Origin of the sequence: Halorarum halophilum, assembly GCF_013401515.1 — an archaeon.
GTDB classification, from domain to species: domain Archaea; phylum Halobacteriota; class Halobacteria; order Halobacteriales; family Haloferacaceae; genus Halorarum; species Halorarum halophilum.
This window is the reverse complement of the sequence record NZ_CP058529.1, coordinates 1,275,981-1,297,756: the sequence shown is the minus strand read 5'-3', so window position 1 is coordinate 1,297,756 and position 21,776 is coordinate 1,275,981. Positions and strand designations below refer to the sequence as shown.

Genomic DNA, 21,776 nt, shown 5'->3' with positions numbered 1-21,776 from the left:
CCGGAGAGTGCCGGGGCCGTCGTGGACCCGCGTCCACACGCGGCCGTCGCTGGTGCTCGCACGGCCGTCGCTGGTGCTCGCACGGGCGACCTCAGTGGTCGACCGGTGGCGGGCACCGCCGACGGATGTGGAGGCGTCGCTCATCGTGGTCGTGCGGTCTCGCTACTGCGAGTCGCCCTCCTCGACGATCTCGATGGCTCTGACCTCGGGGTTCTCGACCGCCCCCTGCTCGAAGGCGACCGTGACCGTTCCGTCGCCGTCGTCGGTGACGGTGAAGCTCTTCGTCGTCCCGGTGGCGTGGCCGACGTCGGCCACGGGGTCGTACTGCGTCAGGACCTGCGTCCCCTCGATGGAGACGTTGAACTGCCGGTCACCGGGTTCACTCGCGCCGGGGTACGAGTTGGCGAGGTAGAGTCGCACCTCGATCTCCTGGCCGGCGTCGACCGGGAACTCCCAGGTCATCTCCCCGTAGCGCTCGCAGTCGAACACCGCGTCGGGCGTCGACGAGGGAACCGTCCCGTCGGCCGTGACGTCGTCGCCCGCACAGTAGGTCCCCGCGTCCGAACTCGCCACGGAGGCGAGGTACGGCGAGGACGTGTCCGAGACGCCGGTCCAGTCGGGACCGTCGTCGGTCGCGGGGACGGTCGTGTCCTCGCCCGCGTTCACGCGGTGGAGGACCTGCGACTCCGGACCCGTCGTGTCGCTCGACTCGTCGTACTTCAGCACGACCACGTTCGAGGTCGCGCCGGTGCCGTCGCCGTCCTGCACCGTGGCGACGAAGTGGTTGTACCCGCCCTCGACGCCGCTGCTCGAGGTGTTGGTGAGGGTCACGTCGACCGTGGCCTCGCCGTCGCTGCCGAGGTCGACCGTCTGGTAGTCGACGTTCTCGGCGGTGTTCGCCTCGTAGGCTTCGAGGTCGTACCCGTTCGCCTGGTTGGCGAGTTCGAGCTGTCCCTCGACATGAAGCAGTACCACGGTCGCGTCCGCCGGGCCGGTGACCGTGATGGTCTGGCCGGCCTCGGAGACCGTCGCCGCACTGTGCTGGGAGGCGAGGGCGCCCGAATCGAGCGAGGCGCCGTCGACGCCGAGCGTCGGTGCGCTCGCGAGGTCGTCCGACGCTGTCGCCTGCGAGCCGCCGTCGCTCCCGTCGCCGAACAGCTGCGTCGTCTGCGTGCTGCCGTCGGCGTACTCGACGGTCACCGTCGCGCCGGTGAGCTCGAGGCCGGAGACGGAGCCGGCCGCGCCCGTCCCCTGGGCGTTCTTGATGCTCGTCGGGTCGATGTCCGTCGAGAAGGCGAACGTCTCGCCGTTCTCGAAGTCGTCGAACGTGGTCGTCAGCTCGTCGTAGCCGTCGGCACCGTCCTGACCGTTGTGCGGCGCAGCGAACGACCCGCCCTGGAGGCCGGTCGCGCTCCCGCCGCTGTCGGCGGTGAAGCCCTTGCCGGCCGAGTCGCCGGCGGTCCCGTCGGGGTCGAACACCACGTCGGGGAACGTCGCCGAACTCAGGTCGTAGGTCACCGACGAGATCTGTTTGTCGCCGGTGTTGGTGACCTCGAACGAGCCGCCGCTGTAGGTGCTCGCGTCGATGCCGCCGTTCTCGTTGACCGTGAAGTCCGCCGAACCGGTTCCGCCCGAGGACGGGGCTTCGACCGTGACCTCGAAGCTCTCGGTGGTCGTGGTCGTGCCGTCGTCGGCCGTCACGTCGACCGTGTACGTCCCGGCGTCGCCCGACTGCGGGGCGACGCTGAGCGTCCCCGTGCCGTCGCCGGCGTCGTCGAGACCGACGAAGCTCGGACCGTCGACCGACAGCGACAGCGCGTCGCCGTCAGCGTCGGAGGCACTGACCGGGACGGACGCCGAGTCGCCCTCGGTGACCGTCAGGTCGCTGATCGAGTCGACGGATGGCGCCGCGTTGCCGTCGCCGTCATCGCTCGCGGTCCGCACTTCGATGGCGCTGACCTTCGCGTTGTCGTAGACGGTGCTGAACTGGACGTTCAGTTCGCCGTCGGTCACATCGGCCGTGAACGTCTCCTGGGTCGCGTTCAGCGGGCCGACCTCGGCGTAGATGTCGTAGTTCTCCAGGACCTGCTGGCCCTCGATCGAGGCGTCGAACACCCGGTCGTTCTCCTGAGTCCCGTCGTCGGGACCGGTCGAGTCGACACCGTCGTTCTCGGAGACGCCCTGGTAGATCTCGGCGAAGTGCAGGGTGACCTCGTACTCGCCGTCCTCGAGGGGGACGTCGTACGAGAAGTCGCCGTACCGTTCGGTCTGGTACAGCGGGTCGTCCTGCGTGTCGCCGATGTCCTGGGTGACGCTGTACGTGCTCCCGCCGCTGAAGCCGGTGTCGGCCTGGAAGACCGTGCCGTCCCCTGCGGTGTACTCGGATCCGCCGGCGTTGACGGCGAAGGCGACGTCGCCGTCGCCGGTGTCGCCGTCGCCGGCGCTCTCGTCGTACTGGAGGACAACGACGTTCGAGGCGAGGCCCATGTCGCCGGAGGCCTCCCCGTGCGCGGCCACGAAGTAGTTGTAGCCGGCGTTGTCGTCGCCGTCGGACGTGGTGTCGGTCAGCGTGACCGGGATCTCTGCCTGGCCGTTCGAGCCGACCGTCGCCGTGTAGTACTCGACGTTCTGTGCGTTGTTCGCCTCGTACTCTTCGATGTTGTAGCCGTCGTTCGGGACGTTCGTCAGCGTCAGTTCGCCCTCGACGCGCACGAGCGTGACCGTCTCGCCGGGTTCGCCGGTGACCATGATGGTCTGGCCGGCCTCGGAGACCGTCGCCCCGCTGTGGTAGCCGTCGAGCACGCCGCTGTCGAGCGAGACGTCCTGTGCGCCGATGGTCGGCGCCGGAGTCTCGCCCTCGGTGACGACGGCGGTCGAGCCGCCGTCGCTCCCGTCACCCATCAGCTGGGTGGTCTGGGTCGTACCGTCCGCGTAGGTGATCGTCACCGTCGAGCGGGCGAGTTCGAGTCCTGAGACCGGACCGGCCTCCTGGGAGCCGACCGTCGCGCCCTTGATGCTCGTCGGGTCGTTGTCGGCCCAGAAGGTCGCGGTTTCGCCGTTCTGGAAGTCGTCGAACTCGACGGTCATCACGTCGTAGCCGTCGTCGGCGTCCTGCCCGTTGTGCGGCTGGGAGAACGCTTCGTCCCCTTCGGCGGTCGTGATGCCGGTGCCGCCGTCGCTGGCGATGTTGAGACCCTCGCCGGTCGGGTCACCCGCGGTACCCTGCGGGTCGAACACCATGTCCGGCAGCGTCGCCGTGCTGAGGTCGAACGAAACCGCCGCGATCTCCTTCTCGCCGGTGTTCGTCACCTGGTAGGTTCCACCGCCGTAGGTGCTGGTCTCGAGCCCGCTGTCGGGCGTGATCTCGACCAGCGCCGAGCCGGTTTCGCCTCCGCTCCCGCCGCCGACACTGGCGTCGGTCGCCCACATGTTGATGAGGGTCTGGATCTCCGAGTCGTCGATGGTCTGCCCGCCGGTGTTCGGCACTTCGCCGCCGGTCGACCACCAGTTGATCGCCTGCTGGATCTCCGAATCCTCGATAAGGGTGTCGTTCTCGCCACCCATCGCGACGGCCTCCGCGACGGACATGTCGCCGCCGGTGTCCGAGTCGGTGTCCTGCACCGTCACGTCGACCGTGTCGGTGTCGGTGCCTCCGTTGCCGTCGGCGACCTCGACCTGGAAGGTGAACGTCGTGTCACCGTCCACGTCGGGGGCGGTGAACGTCACCTGCTCGCTGTCGCTCATGTCGAGCAGCCCCGAGGGGCTGCCCGACGTCTGCGTCCAGGTGTAGCCGAGCGTGTCGCCGTCGGGGTCGGTCGAGCCCGAGGCGTCGAGCGTGACCTCCTGTCCCTCATCGACAGTGACGTCCGCGCCCGCGTCGGCCGTCGGCGGCTGGTTCGCGGGTGGGTTCAGCTGCTCGACGTACAGGTTCTGCCACGTCGCGTCGAACGTCGAACTCGCTCCGTTGGACGTCGCGATGACGCCAACGGCGGTGCCGTTCCCGTCGGCGGTGTCGAACCAGCTCGTCGGAACGGTCGTCTCGCCGACGAACTGTTCTTCGCCGTCGTCCACGGCGTAGTACGCCTCGACGGTGCCGTTGCTCGGGTACACCGTCATGGAGAGCGTGGTCGCGTTGCCGGCGGTCGGTGCCGGCGGGTTCGCGACATCGGTGAAGCTCCCGTCCTCCTCCGTGGCGAACTGGACGCCGGAACCGCTTCCGGAGCTGAAGCCAGTGGCGGTCAGCTTCGCGTAGTTGTCCTGGTCGCCGGTGCCGAGGAAGATCCCCTGTGACTGGAACGACTCCGCGTCGTCGGGAAGCCCGTTCACCGTCGATTCGATCGTGAACGGCTCGTCGGCGTTCACGCCGACCTGGTAGCCGTGCTGCTGAGTGTTCGTGTTCTGGTGTGCGTCACCCTGTGGAACGTTCTCGACCGTCAGGACGTTGGCCGCGCCGCCCGCGGTCACCTCGTCCGGGTCGTAGAGTTCCTGGTAGTCCTGACCGTTCGTCATCACGCCCGTGAAGCCGAGGTTCAGGATCGTCCCGGACTCGGAGTTGGGCGCGAAGTCGTAGGCGACCGGCAGGTTCGTGTCGAGCCCGTTGTTCGGGTCGATCGCGAACGGGTCCTCGGTGTCGTCGAGCCCGTCGTTGTCGTCGTCGGGGTCGTTGACGTTCGAGGTCCCGTCGTCGTCGAAGTCAGCGGGCGTGGACGCCGCGGAGCACGGGTCCGAACCCGCGTCGATCTCGTCGGCGTTGTCGTAACCATCGCCGTCCTCGTCGAGGGACGGGTCGTCCGCCCCCGTGCACTGGTCGCCACCGCCGTCGCCGAAGTCGTTCGGCTCGAAGACGGTGACGTCGCCATCACCGTGGTTGGCGGTCCAGATGGTTCCGGGGTACGCCTCGTCGTCGTCCTGCGCGGTGATGCCCAGCGCACCGGCCGTGTTGAACGGCGACGTGACTTCGGTGACGCCGTCACCGGCGGCGTTCAGCTGAACGCGCTTGATGGTGTTGCTGTTCTCGACGACGAGCAGGTCACCCTGCATCTCGCCGCCGAAGTTGGACGCCGTGTACTCCGTGATGCCACCGGTCCAGCCGAACGTCGGACCGATGGAGTTGTCCTCGTTCGGGTCCTGATAGTCGCACTCGACGGGGTTGGCCATGTCGAACGGGACGGGCGTGTCCGACGAGTCGAAGTCGTGGTACTGGTTCCCGTCCGCGTCGTAGAGGCCGGCGTCGTCCGGGTTCGCCCGGATCGGCGCGGCGTGGCCGCCGTAGGAACCCTCGGTGGCGAGGTGGAGCTGGTCGCCGGTCCCGTAGCTCCCGTCCTCGTTAGGGACGTTGGTACAGACGCCGCTCGCACCGTCGCCCTCCGGCTGGCCGCCCCAGCCGCCGTTCGGGCCGTTGTCGATGACGTAGAGCTGCTCGTCCTCCGACAGGACGAGGTCGTACGGGTTCCGGTACCCGGGCGAGTAGACCTGAACCGGACCGCCCTCGACGATCTTGGCCTGGTTGAGGCCGTCGTCGCCGCCGAAGGGCAGGTCGCCACCCTGGACGGTCGGGATCGAGTACAGGTAGTCGAGGTCCGGGTAGTTCCCGTTCTCGTTCTGGAGGCTCTTCGCCTGGTAGTTGGCCTCGATCTGTGCCAGGTCGATTTCGAGGACCGCCGCGGAGAGCGCGTACTCGGGCGTGTGTCCGAAGTTGTCACCGGGGGCCCCTTTGTTGGTGTGCCCGCCCTGTGCGACGTACAGCGTGTCGCCGTCGGCGGTCAGGTCGAGGCCGTTCGTGGCGTGGTTCTCCTCGGAGCGCGGGAGTCCGAGGACCATCACGTCGTGGTCGACGCTCGCGAGGCTCCCGTCCGCGTTCCGGTCGAACGCCAGCCGGGAGATCGCGCCGGAATTTGTGTCGGTGGCGTCAGTGTCTTGTCCGACACGTATCTCGGGATCGCTCGAGGAGACGTAGACGATCGGTTGTTCGGCCGTGCCGCCGACCGTGAGTCCGGTTATCTGCCTGTTGGTCTCGCCCGCGTCGAGGTTCCCGAGGTCGTCGTGGTTCGGGATGTCCTCGATCGCGTCGATCTGCTCCTCGTTGACGACCTGGTAGTCGCCTCCGTCCGTGCGTTCGACCTCTAGCGCATAGACGGCTCCACCTTGCGTGGAGACGTACGCCCGGCCGTCCGGCCCGAAGTCGATGGCCGTCGGGTTGCCGGCGCTGAAGCCCTGCAGCGTGGACTCGCTGAAGCCGACCGGGACGTCACTCGCGCCCTCGCCGGAGAGTGCGACCTCCAGCGGGGAGTTGCTCCCGGAGTGGTCGATGGTGAGCGTCGCGGCCTTTGACTGGGCGTCCGAGGGCGCGAACGTCACCGGAACGTCCGCGGACTCGCCGGGCGCGAGCGTCGCCTGTGACGGAGCGCCCGCGGAGAACGCGTCGTCCCCGGCGACGGAGACGTCGTCGATCGTGATGTCCGCGTCGCCGTCGTCGCCGAGGTTCGTCACCGTGACCGTCTCGGTCTCGGAATCGTCGACGAGCACGGTGCCGAAGTCGACGCTCGACGGTCCGCCGAGCGTGTCGGGCTGGGGCTCGGCTTCGACGATCTCGATGGCGGAGATCTTCGCGTTGTCGACCTCGGTCGTGAGGCCGACGTCGATCTGGCCGTCGTCGGGCGCGACCGTGTACGACTTCATCGTACCGGTCGCCGAGCCCACGTCGGCGTAGATGTCGTAGTCGTCGAGGACCGTCTCACCCTCGACGCTCACGTCGAAGACGCGGTCACCCTCGCCGCCGGCGGCGTTGCCGCCGTCGACGCCGTGGTATATCTCGGCGAAGTACAGGCGGACCTCGTACTCCTCGCCGCTCTGGATGCCGTCGGAGAAGGTCCACTGCTGGTCGCCGTACAGTTCGCTCTGGAACACGGAGCTCGGCGTACTCGCCGGGACGGTCCCGTCGGTCGAGACGCTACTCGCTGTGGAGTACGTCGATCCACCGCTCACGTACGCCGATCCGGAACCGGCGATCCAGTCCTGGCCGCCGTCGGTGGCCGCCACGGTCGATCCGCCTCCGTTCACGCGATACAGGACGTCGCCGGGTGCGGCGGACGCCGACCCGGTGAAGGCCACCGTGCCGGCGAACATCGACGTCATCATCAGTACCGCGAACAGTACCGCGAATATTCGGTTGTCTCCGCCGCGCATCATGTGCGCGGGCTCCGTTTCAACTCGATTCGTTGCGTAGGCATGGTTCGGTCATCTCGGTGTGACCCCGACCGGGGTGCATCGACCCCGGAGGGACGGGAAATAGTTGGATAGTCTATAGTATCAGTATAAATGTGATAACCGTAGAGGGGTTCGAGATGGGGCGATCTACTGCCGGTTATCGGCACTATAGCCCGACTATCACTACGGTCACTGATCGAGCATTATCGACCGAATCCCGAGTTCCAACACGAAACCGAGCGACGGCACGGGGACACGTAGTTCAACCAACAGAAGCGGTCAGGAATACTTCGGCGGAATTTACGGGTCAGCGCCGGGGTAACCGTGGTTTAGCTACCGACTGACACCGGATAGTTACCAGCAAGAACGGCCGCGTGGCCCCGACCGGCGATCGAGCGACCCCATCTCGGACTCCACCGCGTCGCGGAGCGTCAGACCCGGTTCACAGCACGGTGCCGTGCTTCTTGTCGGGCAGGGACTTCTCGACGTCCGCGTAGAAGTCGAACCGCTGGACGAGCTCCTCGCGGAGCGCCGAGGGCGGGACGATCTCGTCGATGACGACCTCGCTGGCCATCCGGTGGACGTCAATGTCGCGCCGGTACTCCTCGCGGAGTTCGGCCTCGCGTTCCCGCCGCTCCGCCTCGTCCTCGATGTCGTCCAGTTTGTTCGCGTAGACCGCGTTGATCGCCGCCTCGGGACCCATGATGCCGATCTCACCGGACGGGAGGCCGATGACGGATTCGGGTTCGTACGCGGGGCCGCCCATCGCGTAGATGCCTGCGCCGTACGCCTTCCGGACGACCACGGTCTGCTTCGGGACGGTCGCGGAGGAGGTCGCGTAGATGAACTTCTTCCCCTTCTCAAGGATGGCGTCCTTCTCGACCGCCGCGCCGGCCATGAACCCCGGCGTGTCACAGAGGTACAGCAGGGGCACCTCGTAGGCGTCACAGGTCCAGATGAACTCCGCGGCCTTCTCGGCCGCGTCGGGGAAGATGGCGCCCGAGCGCTGGGTCGGCTGGTTGGCGACGACGCCGACCGGCCGGCCGTCGATGCGGACGAACGCGGTGACGATCTCCGCCCCGTAGTCGGGCTTGAGTTCGAACACCGACTCCGCGTCGGCGACGCGCTCGATCAGATCGTGGACGTCGTACGGGCGGTTCGGGGCCTCCGGGATCAGCTCGTCGATGCCCTCGGGCGAGTACTTCGGCGGTTTCGCCTCGCTCCGCGGGGGTTTCTCGCCCGCCTTGTCCGGCAGGTACGTCATCAGCTGTGCGACGAGTTCGCGGGCGTGCTCCTCGTCGCGGGCGACGAGGTCGGCGCTGCCGGAGTGCTTCGCGTGGACCTCCGGTCCGCCGAGGTCCTGCATGTCGATCTCCTCGCCGGTGACCATCTTCACCATCCGGGGGGAGGCGATCGCCATCGCAGACATCCCCTCGACCATCACCGTGAAGTCGGCGAACACCGGCGTGTAGGCGGCGCCGGCGATGCAGGGGCCGTACAGCACGCAGACCTGCGGGACGCGCCCCGAGAGCATCGAGTGGTTGTAGTAGTACTTCCCGATGCCCTCGCGGTTGGCGAAGAATCCCGTCTGCTGGTCGATGCGACCGCCCGAGGAGTCCATGAGGTACAGCACCGGCTTGCCGTTCTTCAGCGCGCGCTGTTGCATCCGCAGGAACTTCTCGACCCCTCGGCCGGCCATCGACCCCGCCTTTACGGTGAAGTCGTTCGCCATGAAGTGGACGTCCCGCCCCTCGAACTCCGCGGCGCCGGTGATGAGCCCGTCGGCGGGCACCCGATCGGACTCGTCGTACTCCTCGACGTCCGGCGAGTCGGGGTGCCACGCGTCGAAGTGCGCGAACTTGCCATCCTCGAACTTCAGGCCACCCGAACCGGCCTCGCCCTCGTCGTCCCCGCCGAACCAGAGGTCGAGCCGGTCGCGGACGAACAGTTTCCCCTGCTCGGGGAGTCGATCCCTGTACTTCTTCGGGCCCCCCTCGAGGATGTCGGCGATCTCCTCGCGGAGCGCGCCCTCGCGGTCGGTCGGCCCGAGGTCGTCCGCCAGCGGGTACTCCCGCTCGGGCGCGGACGCGGTCGCCGCCGGCTCGTCGCTCTCGCCCGCGAACACCTCGATATCGACCGCCAGGTGCTCCGCGAGTGCGGACGCGATGGCGCTCGCCTCCTCCTCGCTCGCCCCTGCGCCCACGTGGACCTTCATACGAACTCCTGTGCAAGAATTGCCCAAAGGAGTTTCCATGCGCTCCGACCGAGCGCCGGCGGAGGCGCACCCGAATCTATTTGCTAATCCATTCCGAGGTAATTGTATGGGGTTACATGACGTCCAGTCGACGTGGTTCCCGCCCCGGAGCCATCGTCGGTCGCTCGTCAAGACGGCCGGCTATCGCCTGCTCATGGTGGTCGTAACGGTGCTCGTCGCGCTGCTCGTCACGGGGAGCCTGACACAGGCGCTGAACATCGGCATCGTCGCCAACGTCGTGAAGACCGGCACGTACTACGGCTACGAGCGGCTGTGGGCGCGGATCGACTGAGTTCACTGGCAGCTCGATAAGAAGAAACCGCTGTCGCTTCCCGAGGTCTCGTACGCTCGACCGCGCCCTAATCGAACATCCGGTCGTCGAACTCCGGGATGTCGAACCCGCCGTCGCCGCCCCAGCCGTCCATCACCCGGCTCTGGTACAGCGCCATCGCGACCTGTGGCACGGCCTGCGGCGGGACGGGGGAGGGCTGGTCGAACGCCTCGCCCGCCCACTCGTTGTACGCGTCGACCACGTCCATCGCGTCCTTGAACGAGCGGAGCATGAGTTCCTTGTACCGGTCTCTCATTGCACCGACCTTGTGGCGACCACGTGAAGCGCTTTCGGGATGCGGCTAGCGCGTCACCGTCGCTTCCAGCCGGTCGACGAGTTCCGCGTTGCCGACGTGGACCGGCGTCCGCTGGTGGAGTTCCGTCGCTTCGACCTCGAGCAGCGACCGGGATCCGTCCGAGGACGCCCCGCCGGCGGCCTCGACGATGTAGCCGATCGGGATGCCCTCGAACTGCAGGCGGAGCTTCCCGTTCGGGCTCGATTCGAGCGCCGGGTAGGCGAACACGCCGCCGTAGGTGAGCACCTGGTTCACGTCGCCGATCATCGCGCCGCCGTACCGGAGCTTTAGCTCCCGTTCGACCTCGTCGACGTACGCCGCGAAGTCAGCCCGCCAGTCCGGGACGCGGCCGCCGAAACCGTACACCGTCGGGTCCTCGGGGAGTTCAACGTCGCGGAGTTCTTCCCGCGTGCCGTCCTCGTCGACAAGGTACTCCGTGGGCGTCCCGCCGCGCGCGACCATCATCGTCGTGATCGGCCCGTAGAGGACGAAGGCGGCGGCGACGAGTTCCCGACCGGCGGCCGGGAGGGGGGCGTCGTACACCCCGACGATGGTTCCCATCGTGTTGTTCGGCTTGAGGTTCGAGGAGCCGTCGAGCGGGTCGCACGTCACCGACAGGCCCTCCCCGGCGTCGACGACGCCCTCGCGCTCCTCGCTGGCGTACGCGCCGACGCCGTCGATGCCCGTCAGCCGGTCCTCCAGCAGGTCGTCGGCGTGGTCGTCGGCCGCGAGCATCGACTCCCCCGAGGGGTTCTCCTCGTCGAGGTACGACCGCCGGCCGACGAGGCCGCGGCGGACCTCCGGCGCCGTCCGGGCGACCGTCTCCATGATTCGGGTGACGACGTCGTCGTCGCCCATCAGTCGTCCGCGAGCGCGGCGTCACCCGTCAGCTCGATGGCCTCCTTGGCCGTCTTGCCGTCGTAGATGACCGCCTCCAGCGCGTCGAGGATCTCGATTGGGTTCTCGCGCTGGAACACGTTCCGGCCGACGGCCAGGCCGGCGGCGCCGTTGGAGATGGCGCTCTCGACGGTCGAGAGGAACGCGGCGTCGTCGGTCTTCGACCCGCCCGACATGACGACCTTCGTCGGGGCGGCCATCTCGCAGGCCTGGGCCATCGCCTCGCCCGAGCCGGGGTACTTCACCTTCGCGATGTCGGCGCCGAGTTCGAGCCCTTGCCGGGCCGCGTACGCGATGGTGTCCGCGGCGGTGTCGTTCTTCATCCCCTGTCCGCGCGGGTACGACCACATCACGACGCCCATGTCGTGCTCGCGGGCGGTCTCCTGGGCCTCCCGGAACTCCTCGGCCATCTCGACCTCGTAGTTCGACCCGCCGTACAGCGTGAAGCCGATCGCGTCCGCGCCGAGGTCGGCGGCGTACTCGGCCGACCAGTTCACCGCCGAGTCCGGTTCGCCCATCCACATGTTCGACGTGCCGTTGAGCTTCGCGAGCAGCGATACGTCGTCCGAGTAGGACGGGTAGTACGCCTCGGCGATCCCCTTCTGGACCGCGAACGCGGACACGGCGTCGTGGGTCGCGAGGTCCCACACCGCCTCGGGGTCGGCGGTGTCCGGGTTCGGCTCGAAGTCCACCGGCCCGTGCTCCAGGCCGTGGTCGTACGCGAGGATGAGGGCCTTGCCGTCACGGGTTATGGCGTCGTCCGCGTGGGGAAGCATGTCGTTGAGTGATGGCGCTTCGTTTCACATAAAGCGTCCGGTGACGCGTGGTGTGAAATTAACTCGGAATCGAATTACGCCTTCCCGTCCCGTCGCTCACCCGAGGTACTCGCTGGCCGCGTCCCGGAGGTTCGTGACGCGGTCGGCGTCGCGGTCCAGGGCCTCGGCGACCTCCCCAGGGTTCGCCGCCGAGAGCGACCTGACAGAGGTGATGCCCGCCTCCGCGAGGTCGGCGATCGTCTCCTCGTCGACGCCGTCGAGTTCGGTGAGCGGGGTCGGACGCGAGCGGTCGCGCCAGGCCGACTCCGCGGCGACCGGATCGCCAGACCCGTCGGCCTCCGCCGCCTGCTCCGCGTTCGCGGCTGAGGCGGCGACCCACGCCGCCTCGCCGTCGTCGCCCTCGACCGGTGTGAGGTCGCGCTCGCTCCAGTCGTCCGAGGCGGCGGCGACCCAGGCCCGTTCGGCATCGCCGAGTCCGCGGACCTGGGCGGACCGGCGCCGCAGGTCCTCCGAGTCCTCCGAGTTGAACGACCAGGAGAGCGAGTGCTCGCGACGGATCCGCGCCGCGACGCCCGGGTTCACGCTCGCGTCGATGAGCATGCGGAACGAGACGCTCTTGGCGCGAACGTCCGCGGCGTCGAACGGCGCGTCGGCCAGCACCGCGGCAGTCGCCGGTCCGACGTACTTGATGTCGGTTGGGTCGGGTGCATCATCGGTCACGGGCGCTCACCAGTTGCGGAAGCCTTGGCGCCCTGGTTCTTAACCTTTCTGTGCCGGTTATCGCCATCGAATAATTTGTCCGACGCACCCCTCCTCCGTCCCCGTGTTCCCGACCCAACGAGGGGGTGTTCAGCGGGGATCCAGCGAACCGCTACCGACGGTGATACATCGGACGGCGTGGGGGACCTTCGCTACCCTTACGGCTCCCCCCGCCGGCATCACAACGTATGCGCGGACGCTCGGACATCGAGACGGTCGCCGTCATCGGGGCGGGGACGATGGGCAACGGCATCGCACAGGTCGCGGCGACCGCCGGCTACGACGTGGTGATGCGCGACATCGAACGGGAGTTCCTGGACAACGGCTTCGAGGCGATCGACGACTCGCTCTCGCGGCTGGCCGCGAAGGACGACCTGGAGGAGGACCCGGGGACGATCCGCGATCGGATCACCGGCACGACCGCCCTCGGGGACCTCGCGGAGGCGGACCTCGTCGTCGAGGCCGCCGTGGAGGAGATGGACGTGAAGCGCGATATCTTCGCGGACCTCGACGGGATCGTCGACGACGACGTCGTGCTCGCGACGAACACCTCGACGCTCTCGATCACGACCATCGCGTCGGCGACCGACCGGCCCGAGATGGTCGTCGGTCTCCACTTCATGAACCCGGTCCCGGTGATGCGCGGCGTCGAGGTCGTCGTGGGCGAGAAGACGGATCCCGACGTGACGGAGTTCGCCCACTGGTTCGCGGAGGACCTGGGCAAGGAGACGTGGGAGAGCGACGACAAGCCCGGCTTCGTGACGAACCGCGTGCTGATGCCGTGGATCAACGAGGGCATCCGCGCCTACGACGAGGGCGTCGCCTCGAAGGAGGACATGGACCGAGGGATGAAACTCGGGACGAACGTCCCGATGGGTCCGCTCGAACTCGCGGACCACATCGGGCTCGACATATGTCTCGACGCGAGCCGGACGCTCCACGAGGAGCTCGGCGACCGGTACAAGCCCGCCTACCTCCTCAAGCGGAAGGTCGACGCCGGCGACCTGGGGAAGAAGACGGGCCAGGGCTTCTACGAGTACGAGTAACCCCGCGGCCATCCGGAACGCCTAACCCCGGCCCGTCCGCTCGGGCGGGTATGAAGGCGACCGCGACGGCCCACCCCATCCAGGGCCTCGTCAAGTACCACGGGATGCGCGATCCGGACCTGCGACTCCCGTACCACGACTCCATCAGCCTCTGCACCGCGCCGTCGCGGACGACCACTACGGTCGAGTGGGAACCCGACGGGACCGAGGACCGGTTCCGGATCGACGGCGAGACGGTCGACGGGCGCGGCGCCGAACGCATCGCCCACGTCGTCGAACACGTCCGCGAACTGGCCGACTTCGACCACGCCGTCCGCGTCGAGTCGGAGAACTCCTTCCCGTCGAACGTCGGGTTCGGCTCCTCGTCCTCGGGCTTCGCGGCGCTGGCGATGGCACTCGTCGAAGCCGCGGGCCTCGACATGACCCGGCCCGAGATCTCGACGGTCGCGCGGCGCGGCTCCTCGTCGGCCGCCCGCGCGGTCACGGGCGCGTACTCGCACCTGTACGCGGGCATGAACGACCACGACTGCCGCTCCGAGCGCATCGAGACGAAGGCGAGCGACGCGTTCGACCCTGAGGAGGACCTCCGCATCGTCACCGCGCTCGTCCCCGCCTACAAGGAGACCGAGGAGGCGCACCGCGAGGCCGAGGCGAGCCACATGTTCGACGCACGGATGGCACACGTCCACGGGCAGATCCAGCGGATGCGCGACGCCCTGCGCCGCGGCTCGTTCGACGACGTCTTCGAACTCGCCGAGCACGACTCACTGTCGCTCACGGCGACGACGATGACCGGCCCGTCCGGCTGGGTGTACTGGCAGCCCGAGACCATCGCCACCTTCAACGCGGTCCGGGAGCTCCGCGAGGAGGAGGACGTGCCCGTCTACTTCTCGACGGACACCGGCGCGAGCGTATACGTGAACACGACAGCCGAGTACGCGGACCGGGTCGAGGAGCGCGTGAGCGAGGTCGGCGTCGAGACCGAGGTGTGGGAGCTGGGCGGGCCGGCGCGGGTGCTGTCCGCGTCGAAGTCGCTGTTCTGACTCGGTCGGTGTCCGGCCCGCAGATACGGTCCCGGGACGAACGCGGTCGCTGACGGCGTTGCGAACAGGCGGGACGGTCGTCACCCCGCGGCAGCGTCCCGCGCGACCGCGTCGCGCCGCGGGGCGGTGGTCACGTCACGGCGGCCGTGATCCCGTCCTCGTACTTGAACCCTCGCCGCTACGCTCTTTCCGCCCGCCCCCGAAGGGCGGGTGTTCATGCACGTCGTCGTTCTCGGCGCGGGCTACGCCGGTCTCACGTTGACCCGCCGTCTCGAATCACGACTCCCCGAGGCGGTCGATCTCACGCTCGTGAACGACGGCCCCGACCACGTCCTGATCCACGAGATCCACCGGGCGATCCGTCGCCCGGGGGTCGTGGACGCCGTCTCGGTCTCCATCGCCGAGGTCCTCGACCGGGCGGAATTAGTGGACGCCCGGGTCCGCGAGGTCGACGTCGACGCCGGGAAGGCTGTACTCCACGGGGACGAGATCGTCTCCTGGGACTTCGGTGCGGTCTGTCTCGGTTCCGAGACGGCCTACTACGACATCGGCGGACTGCGGGAGCACGCGATCCCCATGAAGTCACTCGCGGACGCGGCGACCGTCCGGGAGGGGTTTCAGATGCTGTGCGAGACTGGCGGCCGAGCGTTCGTCGGCGGCGCAGGACTCTCGGGCGTCCAGGTGGCCGGCGAACTCGCCGCGTTTTCCCGGGAGGAAGGTGTCAGGGTCCCCGACGACGTGGAGGTCGTTCTGCTCGAACAGTTCGACGAGGTCGCCCCGAGCTTCCCCGCGAACTTCCAGCGCGCGGTCCGCGAGGAACTCGAGGCGCGCGGCGTGGACGTCCGGACCTCCACCGCCGTGGAGCGCGTCTCCGCAGGGGCAGTCAGCACCGACGAAGGTGAACTCCGCTACGACCAGCTGATCTGGACGGGCGGCATCACCGGAACCCCCGCCACGGGAGGTGACCGCCCGACGGTTCGCGCCGACCTCCGGGCATCCGATCGGACGTTCGCGCTGGGGGACGCGGCGCGGATCGTCGACGCGGACGGGGAACCGGTCCCGGCGAGCGCCTCGGCGGCGATCCGCGAGGCGAGGACGGCGGCCGAGAACATCGCCCGGCTCGTCGAGGCGGAGCGGTCGGGGTCTGACGACGGCTTCCGCCCCCGGCTCGACCAGTACCGGTTCGACGCCCCCGGCTGGATCGTCTCCGTCGGCGACGGCACCGTCGCGCAGGTCGGTTCGACCGTGCTCCGCGGCGGGGCGGCGAAGGCGGTGAAGGCCTCCGTCGGCGCCGGCTACCTCACCTCCATCGGTGCGGTCCGGAACGCGGCCTCGCTCGCCGAGGAGGAGTTGCGGTGACGCTTCCGTCCGGTTGGGCAAAAGAATGTGAGATGGTTGTCGAGTGTACCGACTGCGGCGCACGCGAGCGGTCGAACACGCATCCGTGACCCTGCTCGAACTGCGCCGGCCCCGTTCGGAACATCGCCGTCAGCCGGGAGCGATCGGGGGCGTCCCGCCGCTCCCTGTGAAGCACAATTACCGTCCCGATTCGACGTGAGTTTCACGCGCCGTCTCGCGACCGGCGCGCCCGACTAGCGTGACAATCACCCGCCCGGAGCGCGGGGCTTAACCCCCTCGCACGACTATTCCGGCCAATGAGTGACGCGGTGCGATCGGGGGGGATGGACGCCTTCGCGTCCCTCGGGGACGCGGTCAGGGGGGCGCTCTCCGAGCGGGGCTTCACGACGCCGACGGAGCCGCAGCGCCGAGCGATTCCGCCCCTCGCGGCGGGGGAGAACGCGCTCGTCATCGCGCCGACCGGGACGGGGAAGACGGAGACGGCGATGCTCCCGGTGTTCGACTCCCTCGTTCGGGACGGCGGACCGCCCGAGGGGATCGGCGCACTGTACGTCACGCCGCTCCGCGCGCTGAACCGCGACATGCAGGAGCGGCTGGAGTGGTGGGGCGAGTACCTCGACCTGGACGTCCAGGTGCGCCACGGCGACACGACCGACTACCAGCGGAGCAAGCAGGCGAACGACCCGCCGGACGTCCTGGTCACGACGCCCGAGACGGTCCAGGCGATGCTGACCGGCAAGAAACTCCGCGCGGGACTCTCGGACCTCCGCCACGTCGTCGTCGACGAGGTGCACGAACTCGCGGCCTCGAAACGGGGGGCGCAGTTCACGATCGCCATGGAGCGCCTCCGCGCGCTCGCCGGCGACTACCAGCGCATCGGCCTCTCGGCGACCGTCGGCGACCCGGAGGAGGTCGGGCGGTTCCTCACCGGCGACCGCGGCTGCGAGATCCTCGAGGTCGACGCGGGCACGAACGTCCACCTCGACGTCGTCTCGCCGGAGGTCACCCAGGAGGACGAACGGCTGGCCGGCGAACTCGCGACCGGAGCGGACATCGCCAGCCACGTCCGGGTCATCCGCGACATCGTCCGCGAGCACGAGTCGACGCTCGTCTTCGTCAACACCCGCCAGACCGCCGAGGCGCTCGGCTCCCGGTTCAAGACGCTCGGGGAACCGGTCGGCATCCACCACGGTTCGCTGTCGAAGGACGCCCGGATCGAGGTCGAGGAGGCGTTCAAGGCCGGGGAGATCGACGGGCTCATCTGCACCTCCTCGATGGAACTCGGAATCGACGTGGGCCGGGTCGACCACGTCGTCCAGTACAACTCCCCGCGCGAGGTCGCGCGCCTCCTCCAGCGCGTCGGCCGGGCGGGCCACCGGCGCGGCCAGACCTCCTACGGCACCATCATCACCGACCACCCGGACGACACCCTGGAGGCGATGGCCATCGCCCGTCGCGCCGCCGCGGGCGAGGTCGAGGACTCGGGCATCCACCACGCGAGCCTCGACGTGGTGGCGAACCAGGTCGTCGGCCTGCTGATGGACTTCGGCGAGCTCGACGCCCGCGAGGCGTACGAACTCGTGACGGCGGCGTACCCGTTCGACGACCTCCCCGAGGCGACGTTCCGGGACGTCGTTCGCGAGCTCTCGAGCAACCGCCTCGTCTGGATCGACGAGGAGCGGGACGTGCTGGAGAAGTCGGGGGGAACGTGGCAGTACTACTACCGGAACCTCTCGATGATCCCCGACGAGGAGACGTACGACGTATACGACATCTCCTCGCGCCGGCAGATCGGCACGCTCGACGAGCGGTTCGTCGTCAACTTCGCCGCGCCCGGCGAGACGTTCATCCAGCGGGGCGAGATGTGGCGCATCAACGACATCGACGACGAGGAGGGGGAGGTGAACGTCGCGCCCATCGAGGACCCCGGCGGCGAGGTTCCCTCCTGGACCGGCCAGGAGATCCCCGTCCCGCGTGCGGTCGCCGCGGAGGTCGGGGAGATGCGCGGCGTGGCCGAACCCCAGTTCGCCGGCGGCGCCTCCGCGGCGGCGGTGGCGCGCGAGTTCGCCTCCCGCTACCGGACCGACCGCCGGACGGCGGAGGCGGGTCTCGAACAGGTCGAACGCCAGGTCGAGACCGGGGGGCCGATGCCGACCGACCGCCGAATCGTCCTGGAGGGGCAGGGCCGCTCCATCACGCTCAACGCCGCCTTCGGCCACGAGGTGAACCGGACGCTCGGCCGCCTGCTCTCGGCGCTCGTCGGCCAGCGCACCGGCTCGTCGGTCGGGATGGACGCCGACCCGTACCGCGTCGAACTGGAGGTACCGACGAAGGTCGACCCCGGGACGATCATCGAGGTGCTGGAGGAGACCGACCCCGCGCACGTCGAGGCGCTCCTGGAACTCGCGCTGAAGCACTCGGACACGCTGAAGTTCACGCTCACCCACGTCGCCGCGAAGTTCGGCTCGTTGAAGCCGTACCAGGGGAACAAGCGCTTCGGCGCGGACCGGCTCATGGCCGCCCTGGAGGACACCCCCGTCTTCGAGGAGGCGATCCGGGAGGTGTTCCACACCGAACTCGCCGTCGAGGAGACGGCCGACCTGCTCGCCGACATCCAGTCGGGCGAGGTCGAACTGGTGTCCGCGCGGGAACCGACGCCGATCGGCACGGGCGGCCGGTCGTCGGGCCGGGAGTTCCTCGTCCCCGAGAACGCGGACGCCTCGGTCATCGAGACCATCAGGGACCGCATCATGGACGACCGGGTCATCCTGCTGTGCGTCCACTGCCACGACTGGCACCACAAGACGAAGGTGCGACGGGTCCGCGAGACGCCCCGGTGCCCGGAGTGCGAGTCGACCCGCATCGCCGCGCTGAACCCGTGGGACGAGGAGGCGGTGGCGGCGGTCCGGGCCGACGAGAAGGACGACGAGCAGGACCGGCTCACCCGCCGGGCGTTCCGCGCGGCGAACCTGGTGCAGGCGCACGGCAAGCAGGCGGTGATCGCCCTCGCGGCGCGAGGGGTCGGGCCGCAGTACGCCGCGCGCATCATCGGGAAGCTCCGCGAGGACGAGGACGACTTCTATCGGGACATCCTCGCACAGGAACGGCAGTACGCGCGGACGCAGGGCTTCTGGGACTAGATTCGCTCCGACGACTCCGCGTCAACTCCGCGTCGACTCCGCGTCGACTCCGCGACGGTTTCCGACGATTCCGTCGGAACCGTGTTCCCTCGGTGCCGTCTCGCGCGAAACAGCCGCTCGATCGGGCCAGCGTGGGTCACAAACGGCGGCTAGCGTGTCCCTCTATCCACGTATCCTGGGCCACCCCGTTCCGATACCGACGCCGAGTGCCAGTCCGAGGGCGATGCCCATCGCCAGTTCGTCCGTCGCGACGCCGATGGCCACGCCGAGCACGAGCCCGACTGCGATTCCCGTCCCGACGTCGTCCCGTGACCCGTCTTCGTCTCCACCCGAGGACATACTCCTCCGGTGTATGGCGTCCCGTGATAAGGTCGTTCCCGTACCGGCCGACCCGAACCCACGACGAGGTCTCCACGAGTATCACGGTCCCTCCCGAAGTTGCCGACGGAACTGGCGGATTCGAGGACGCCCGACCGTAGTTATTTACTCCGCTCCGTCACAGTGTGACACGTCATGACGGACGAGACAATCGGCTTCATCGGACTCGGGATCATGGGGCTCCCGATGGCGAAGAACCTCGTCGACGCCGGCTACCGCGTCGTCGGGTACAACCGCTCGGACGAGCCGACGGAGGAACTCGTCGAGCACGGCGGCGAGGGGGGCGACTCGCCCGCCGCGGTCGCCGAGGAGAGCGACGTCGTCCTGCTGTGTCTCCCCGACTCGCCCGACGTGGAGAACGTCGTGCTCGGCGAGGGCGAGGAGCCCGAACCCGTGATCGATGGCCTGACCGAGGGGACGACGCTCGTCGACCACTCGACCATCTCGCCGACGGTCGCGGAGCGGGTCGCCGACCGGCTCGCGGACGTCGGCGTGACCGCGCTCGACGCGCCCATCTCGGGCGGGGAGGAGGGCGCCATCGAGGGCACCCTGTCGATCATGGTCGGCGGCGACGAGGACGCGCTGGAGGGGGTGCGCGAGGTCCTCGACGTGATGGGCGAGACGGTCACCCACTGTGGCCCCGCCGGCGCCGGGCAGACGACGAAGGCGTGCAACCAGATCGTCGTCGCCGCCCAGATGGTGGGCGTGAGCGAGGCGCTGGTGTTCGCGGACAACGCCGACGCCGACCTCGAGGCCGTGGTGGACGCGATCAGCGGCGGCGCGGCCGGGTGCTGGACGCTCGACAACCGCGCGCCGGACATGATCCACGGCGACTTCGACCCGGGCTTCTTCGCGGAGTACCAGTACAAGGACCTCCGCATCGCCACCGACGCGGGCGAGGCGTTCGGTTCGCCGATGCCACAGACCTCGCTCGCACACGAACTCTACAAGACGATGGTCCAGAACGACATGGGTCGAGACGACAACTCCGGCGTGATGCAGGTGCTCGAACTGCTGTCCGGCACCGAGGCGCGCGTCGACGGCTGAAGCGACCGAGCGGCCTCAGGACTCCCACTCGGAGAGCGTCGAACTGAGTGCGTGCGCCAGCGCGTCGAAATCGCGCAGTTCCACGCCGTCGGTGGTCACGAACACGGCGGTATTCTCACCACCGACGCGGACGAGGTAGCCGTTCTCGAACACCCGGAGCGTGTAGCGGTAGTCGCCGAGTTCCGAGCCCCCGTACGCGTCGGCCGTCGTGTTGAAGTCCTGGCGCTCGATGCCGATGAAGTCCATCAGGTCGGCGTCCCGCTCCAGGTCGTCCCGGAGGTACACCTGCTGGAAGTCGGTTCGAGTGAAGTACGTCACCGACCGGAGGTTGTCGCCGACGGTCGTCCGGCACGTCGCGACGAGCCGCTCGGTCGCCTCCTCCGGCAGCAGTCCGTCCATGGACCGGCTACCGTTCCCCGGGTGTTTACCTTTACCCCCTGGCCACCAAGACCCACACCGAGACCACGCCACCCAGTATCATCCCGTACGCGGATTTACGTTCGGACTCCCGGTACGCCGAGCCATGTCGGACCCGTTCGGCCGCGCGATCCGCGACTTCCACCGGGGCGAACAGGACGAGCCGCTGCTCCAGCTCGACGGCGACGAGGTGAACGAACACCCCATCGAGGAGTTCTACTTCGGGGAGCGCACGCCGGACCAGGACGGGACCGAGTTCCTCGAATCAAGGCTGGAGGGACCGTTGCTCGACCTCGGCGCCGGCGCCGGTCGCGACTCGCTGTACTTCCAGGACCGGTTCGAGACGGTCGCGCTGGAGGTGTCGGACCACCTCGTGGCGACGATGCGCGAGCGCGGCGTCGACGACGCGAGGCTCGGCGACATGTTCGCCCTCCGCGAGGGGTTCGGCCGGGACCGTTTCTCGTCGGTGCTGGCGTACGGAACGCAACTCGGGCTGGCCCGGTCGATGCGCCGCCTCCGCGAGTTCCTCGGCGACCTCGCGCACGTCACCGCCGACGACGCCACGGCCGTCCTGGACAACTACGACCCCGAGTACGACGAAACGCGTGAACTGCTCGGCTACCGCCACGATCCGACGCCGGGGCTGGGCTTCCGCGTCATGCACTTCGAGTACGAGGGCGACGTCGGCGACACCTTGCTGTTCCGGCTGTTCTCGCCCGACAGGCTCCGCGACGCCTGCGTCGGAACCGGGTGGAGGCTCGACGAGGTGAATCGGGGGGCAGTCAGTAACGAGTATCACTACCAGGCGGTGCTGGAGAAGGAGTGAGG

Annotated in this window: 15 protein-coding genes; 7 read left to right on the top strand and 8 right to left on the bottom strand. The window is 68.7% G+C overall.

Annotated features, from left to right (window positions below; translation table 11 throughout):
* Positions 1 to 162: 162 nt before the first annotated feature.
* Complete coding sequence (locus tag HUG10_RS06770) at positions 163 to 7,188, bottom strand: malectin domain-containing carbohydrate-binding protein (protein ID WP_179168840.1); 7,026 nt, start codon at positions 7,186 to 7,188, stop codon at positions 163 to 165.
* Positions 7,189 to 7,648: 460 nt separating this feature from the next.
* A complete protein-coding gene (locus HUG10_RS06765) occupies positions 7,649 to 9,421 on the bottom strand; it encodes an acyl-CoA carboxylase subunit beta (protein WP_179168839.1) in 1,773 nt (590 codons plus the stop codon).
* A gap of 106 nt (positions 9,422 to 9,527) precedes the next feature.
* Here HUG10_RS06765 and HUG10_RS06760 point away from each other — a divergent pair, with 106 nt between their 5' ends.
* Entirely contained in the window at positions 9,528 to 9,752 is a 225-nt protein-coding gene (locus HUG10_RS06760) for a DUF2061 domain-containing protein (protein ID WP_179168838.1), read from the top strand.
* A gap of 67 nt (positions 9,753 to 9,819) precedes the next feature.
* Here the strand turns inward: HUG10_RS06760 and HUG10_RS06755 are convergent, their stop codons facing one another.
* From HUG10_RS06755 to HUG10_RS06740, 4 genes are all read right to left on the bottom strand, one after another.
* Positions 9,820 to 10,047 (bottom strand): hypothetical protein, encoded by a 228-nt coding sequence (locus HUG10_RS06755; RefSeq protein ID WP_179168837.1) that lies wholly within the window; start codon positions 10,045 to 10,047, stop codon positions 9,820 to 9,822.
* 45 nt (positions 10,048 to 10,092) lie between these two features.
* Complete coding sequence (locus tag HUG10_RS06750) at positions 10,093 to 10,944, bottom strand: class 1 fructose-bisphosphatase (protein WP_179168836.1); 852 nt, start codon at positions 10,942 to 10,944, stop codon at positions 10,093 to 10,095.
* Positions 10,944 to 11,759: a class I fructose-bisphosphate aldolase gene (locus tag HUG10_RS06745; RefSeq protein ID WP_179168835.1), complete on the bottom strand. Its 816-nt coding sequence runs from the start codon at positions 11,757 to 11,759 to the stop codon at positions 10,944 to 10,946. Before HUG10_RS06745 ends, HUG10_RS06750 begins: the two co-directional genes overlap by 1 nt.
* 96 nt (positions 11,760 to 11,855) lie before the next feature.
* Complete coding sequence (locus HUG10_RS06740; RefSeq protein WP_179168834.1) at positions 11,856 to 12,479, bottom strand: DUF7409 domain-containing protein; 624 nt, start codon at positions 12,477 to 12,479, stop codon at positions 11,856 to 11,858.
* Between the two features lie 227 nt (positions 12,480 to 12,706).
* Between HUG10_RS06740 and HUG10_RS06735 the strand changes: the two genes are divergently transcribed.
* The 4 genes from HUG10_RS06735 to HUG10_RS06720 all read left to right on the top strand — a co-directional run bounded on the left by HUG10_RS06735 (position 12,707) and on the right by HUG10_RS06720 (position 19,106).
* Entirely contained in the window at positions 12,707 to 13,564 is an 858-nt protein-coding gene (locus HUG10_RS06735; protein ID WP_179168833.1) for a 3-hydroxyacyl-CoA dehydrogenase family protein, read from the top strand.
* A gap of 50 nt (positions 13,565 to 13,614) precedes the next feature.
* Entirely contained in the window at positions 13,615 to 14,607 is a 993-nt protein-coding gene (gene mvaD, locus HUG10_RS06730; protein WP_179168832.1) for a phosphomevalonate decarboxylase MvaD, read from the top strand.
* Between the two features lie 216 nt (positions 14,608 to 14,823).
* On the top strand, positions 14,824 to 15,966 hold the full coding sequence (locus HUG10_RS06725) for an NAD(P)/FAD-dependent oxidoreductase (RefSeq protein WP_179168831.1): 1,143 nt from the start codon (positions 14,824 to 14,826) through the stop codon (positions 15,964 to 15,966).
* A 296-nt stretch (positions 15,967 to 16,262) separates the two neighbouring features.
* Complete coding sequence (locus tag HUG10_RS06720; protein WP_179168830.1) at positions 16,263 to 19,106, top strand: DEAD/DEAH box helicase; 2,844 nt, start codon at positions 16,263 to 16,265, stop codon at positions 19,104 to 19,106.
* Positions 19,107 to 19,268: 162 nt separating this feature from the next.
* On the opposite strand, the gene HUG10_RS06715 is transcribed toward HUG10_RS06720, so the two are convergent.
* Positions 19,269 to 19,445 carry a hypothetical protein gene (locus HUG10_RS06715; protein WP_179168829.1) on the bottom strand — a complete coding sequence of 59 codons (177 nt, stop codon included), beginning with the start codon at positions 19,443 to 19,445 and terminating at the stop codon, positions 19,269 to 19,271.
* 174 nt (positions 19,446 to 19,619) lie between these two features.
* Between HUG10_RS06715 and HUG10_RS06710 the strand changes: the two genes are divergently transcribed.
* The gene (locus HUG10_RS06710; protein ID WP_179168828.1) at positions 19,620 to 20,531 is read left to right on the top strand and encodes an NAD(P)-dependent oxidoreductase; all 912 of its coding nucleotides are present in this window, start codon (positions 19,620 to 19,622) and stop codon (positions 20,529 to 20,531) included.
* A gap of 15 nt (positions 20,532 to 20,546) precedes the next feature.
* Here the strand turns inward: HUG10_RS06710 and HUG10_RS06705 are convergent, their stop codons facing one another.
* A complete protein-coding gene (locus HUG10_RS06705; RefSeq protein ID WP_179168827.1) occupies positions 20,547 to 20,930 on the bottom strand; it encodes a DUF7522 family protein in 384 nt (127 codons plus the stop codon).
* A gap of 124 nt (positions 20,931 to 21,054) precedes the next feature.
* On the opposite strand from HUG10_RS06705, the gene HUG10_RS06700 reads away from it, so the two are divergent.
* Positions 21,055 to 21,774, top strand: a complete 720-nt coding sequence (locus HUG10_RS06700) for a methyltransferase domain-containing protein (protein ID WP_179168826.1) — start codon at positions 21,055 to 21,057, stop codon at positions 21,772 to 21,774.
* Positions 21,775 to 21,776: the final 2 nt, after the last annotated feature.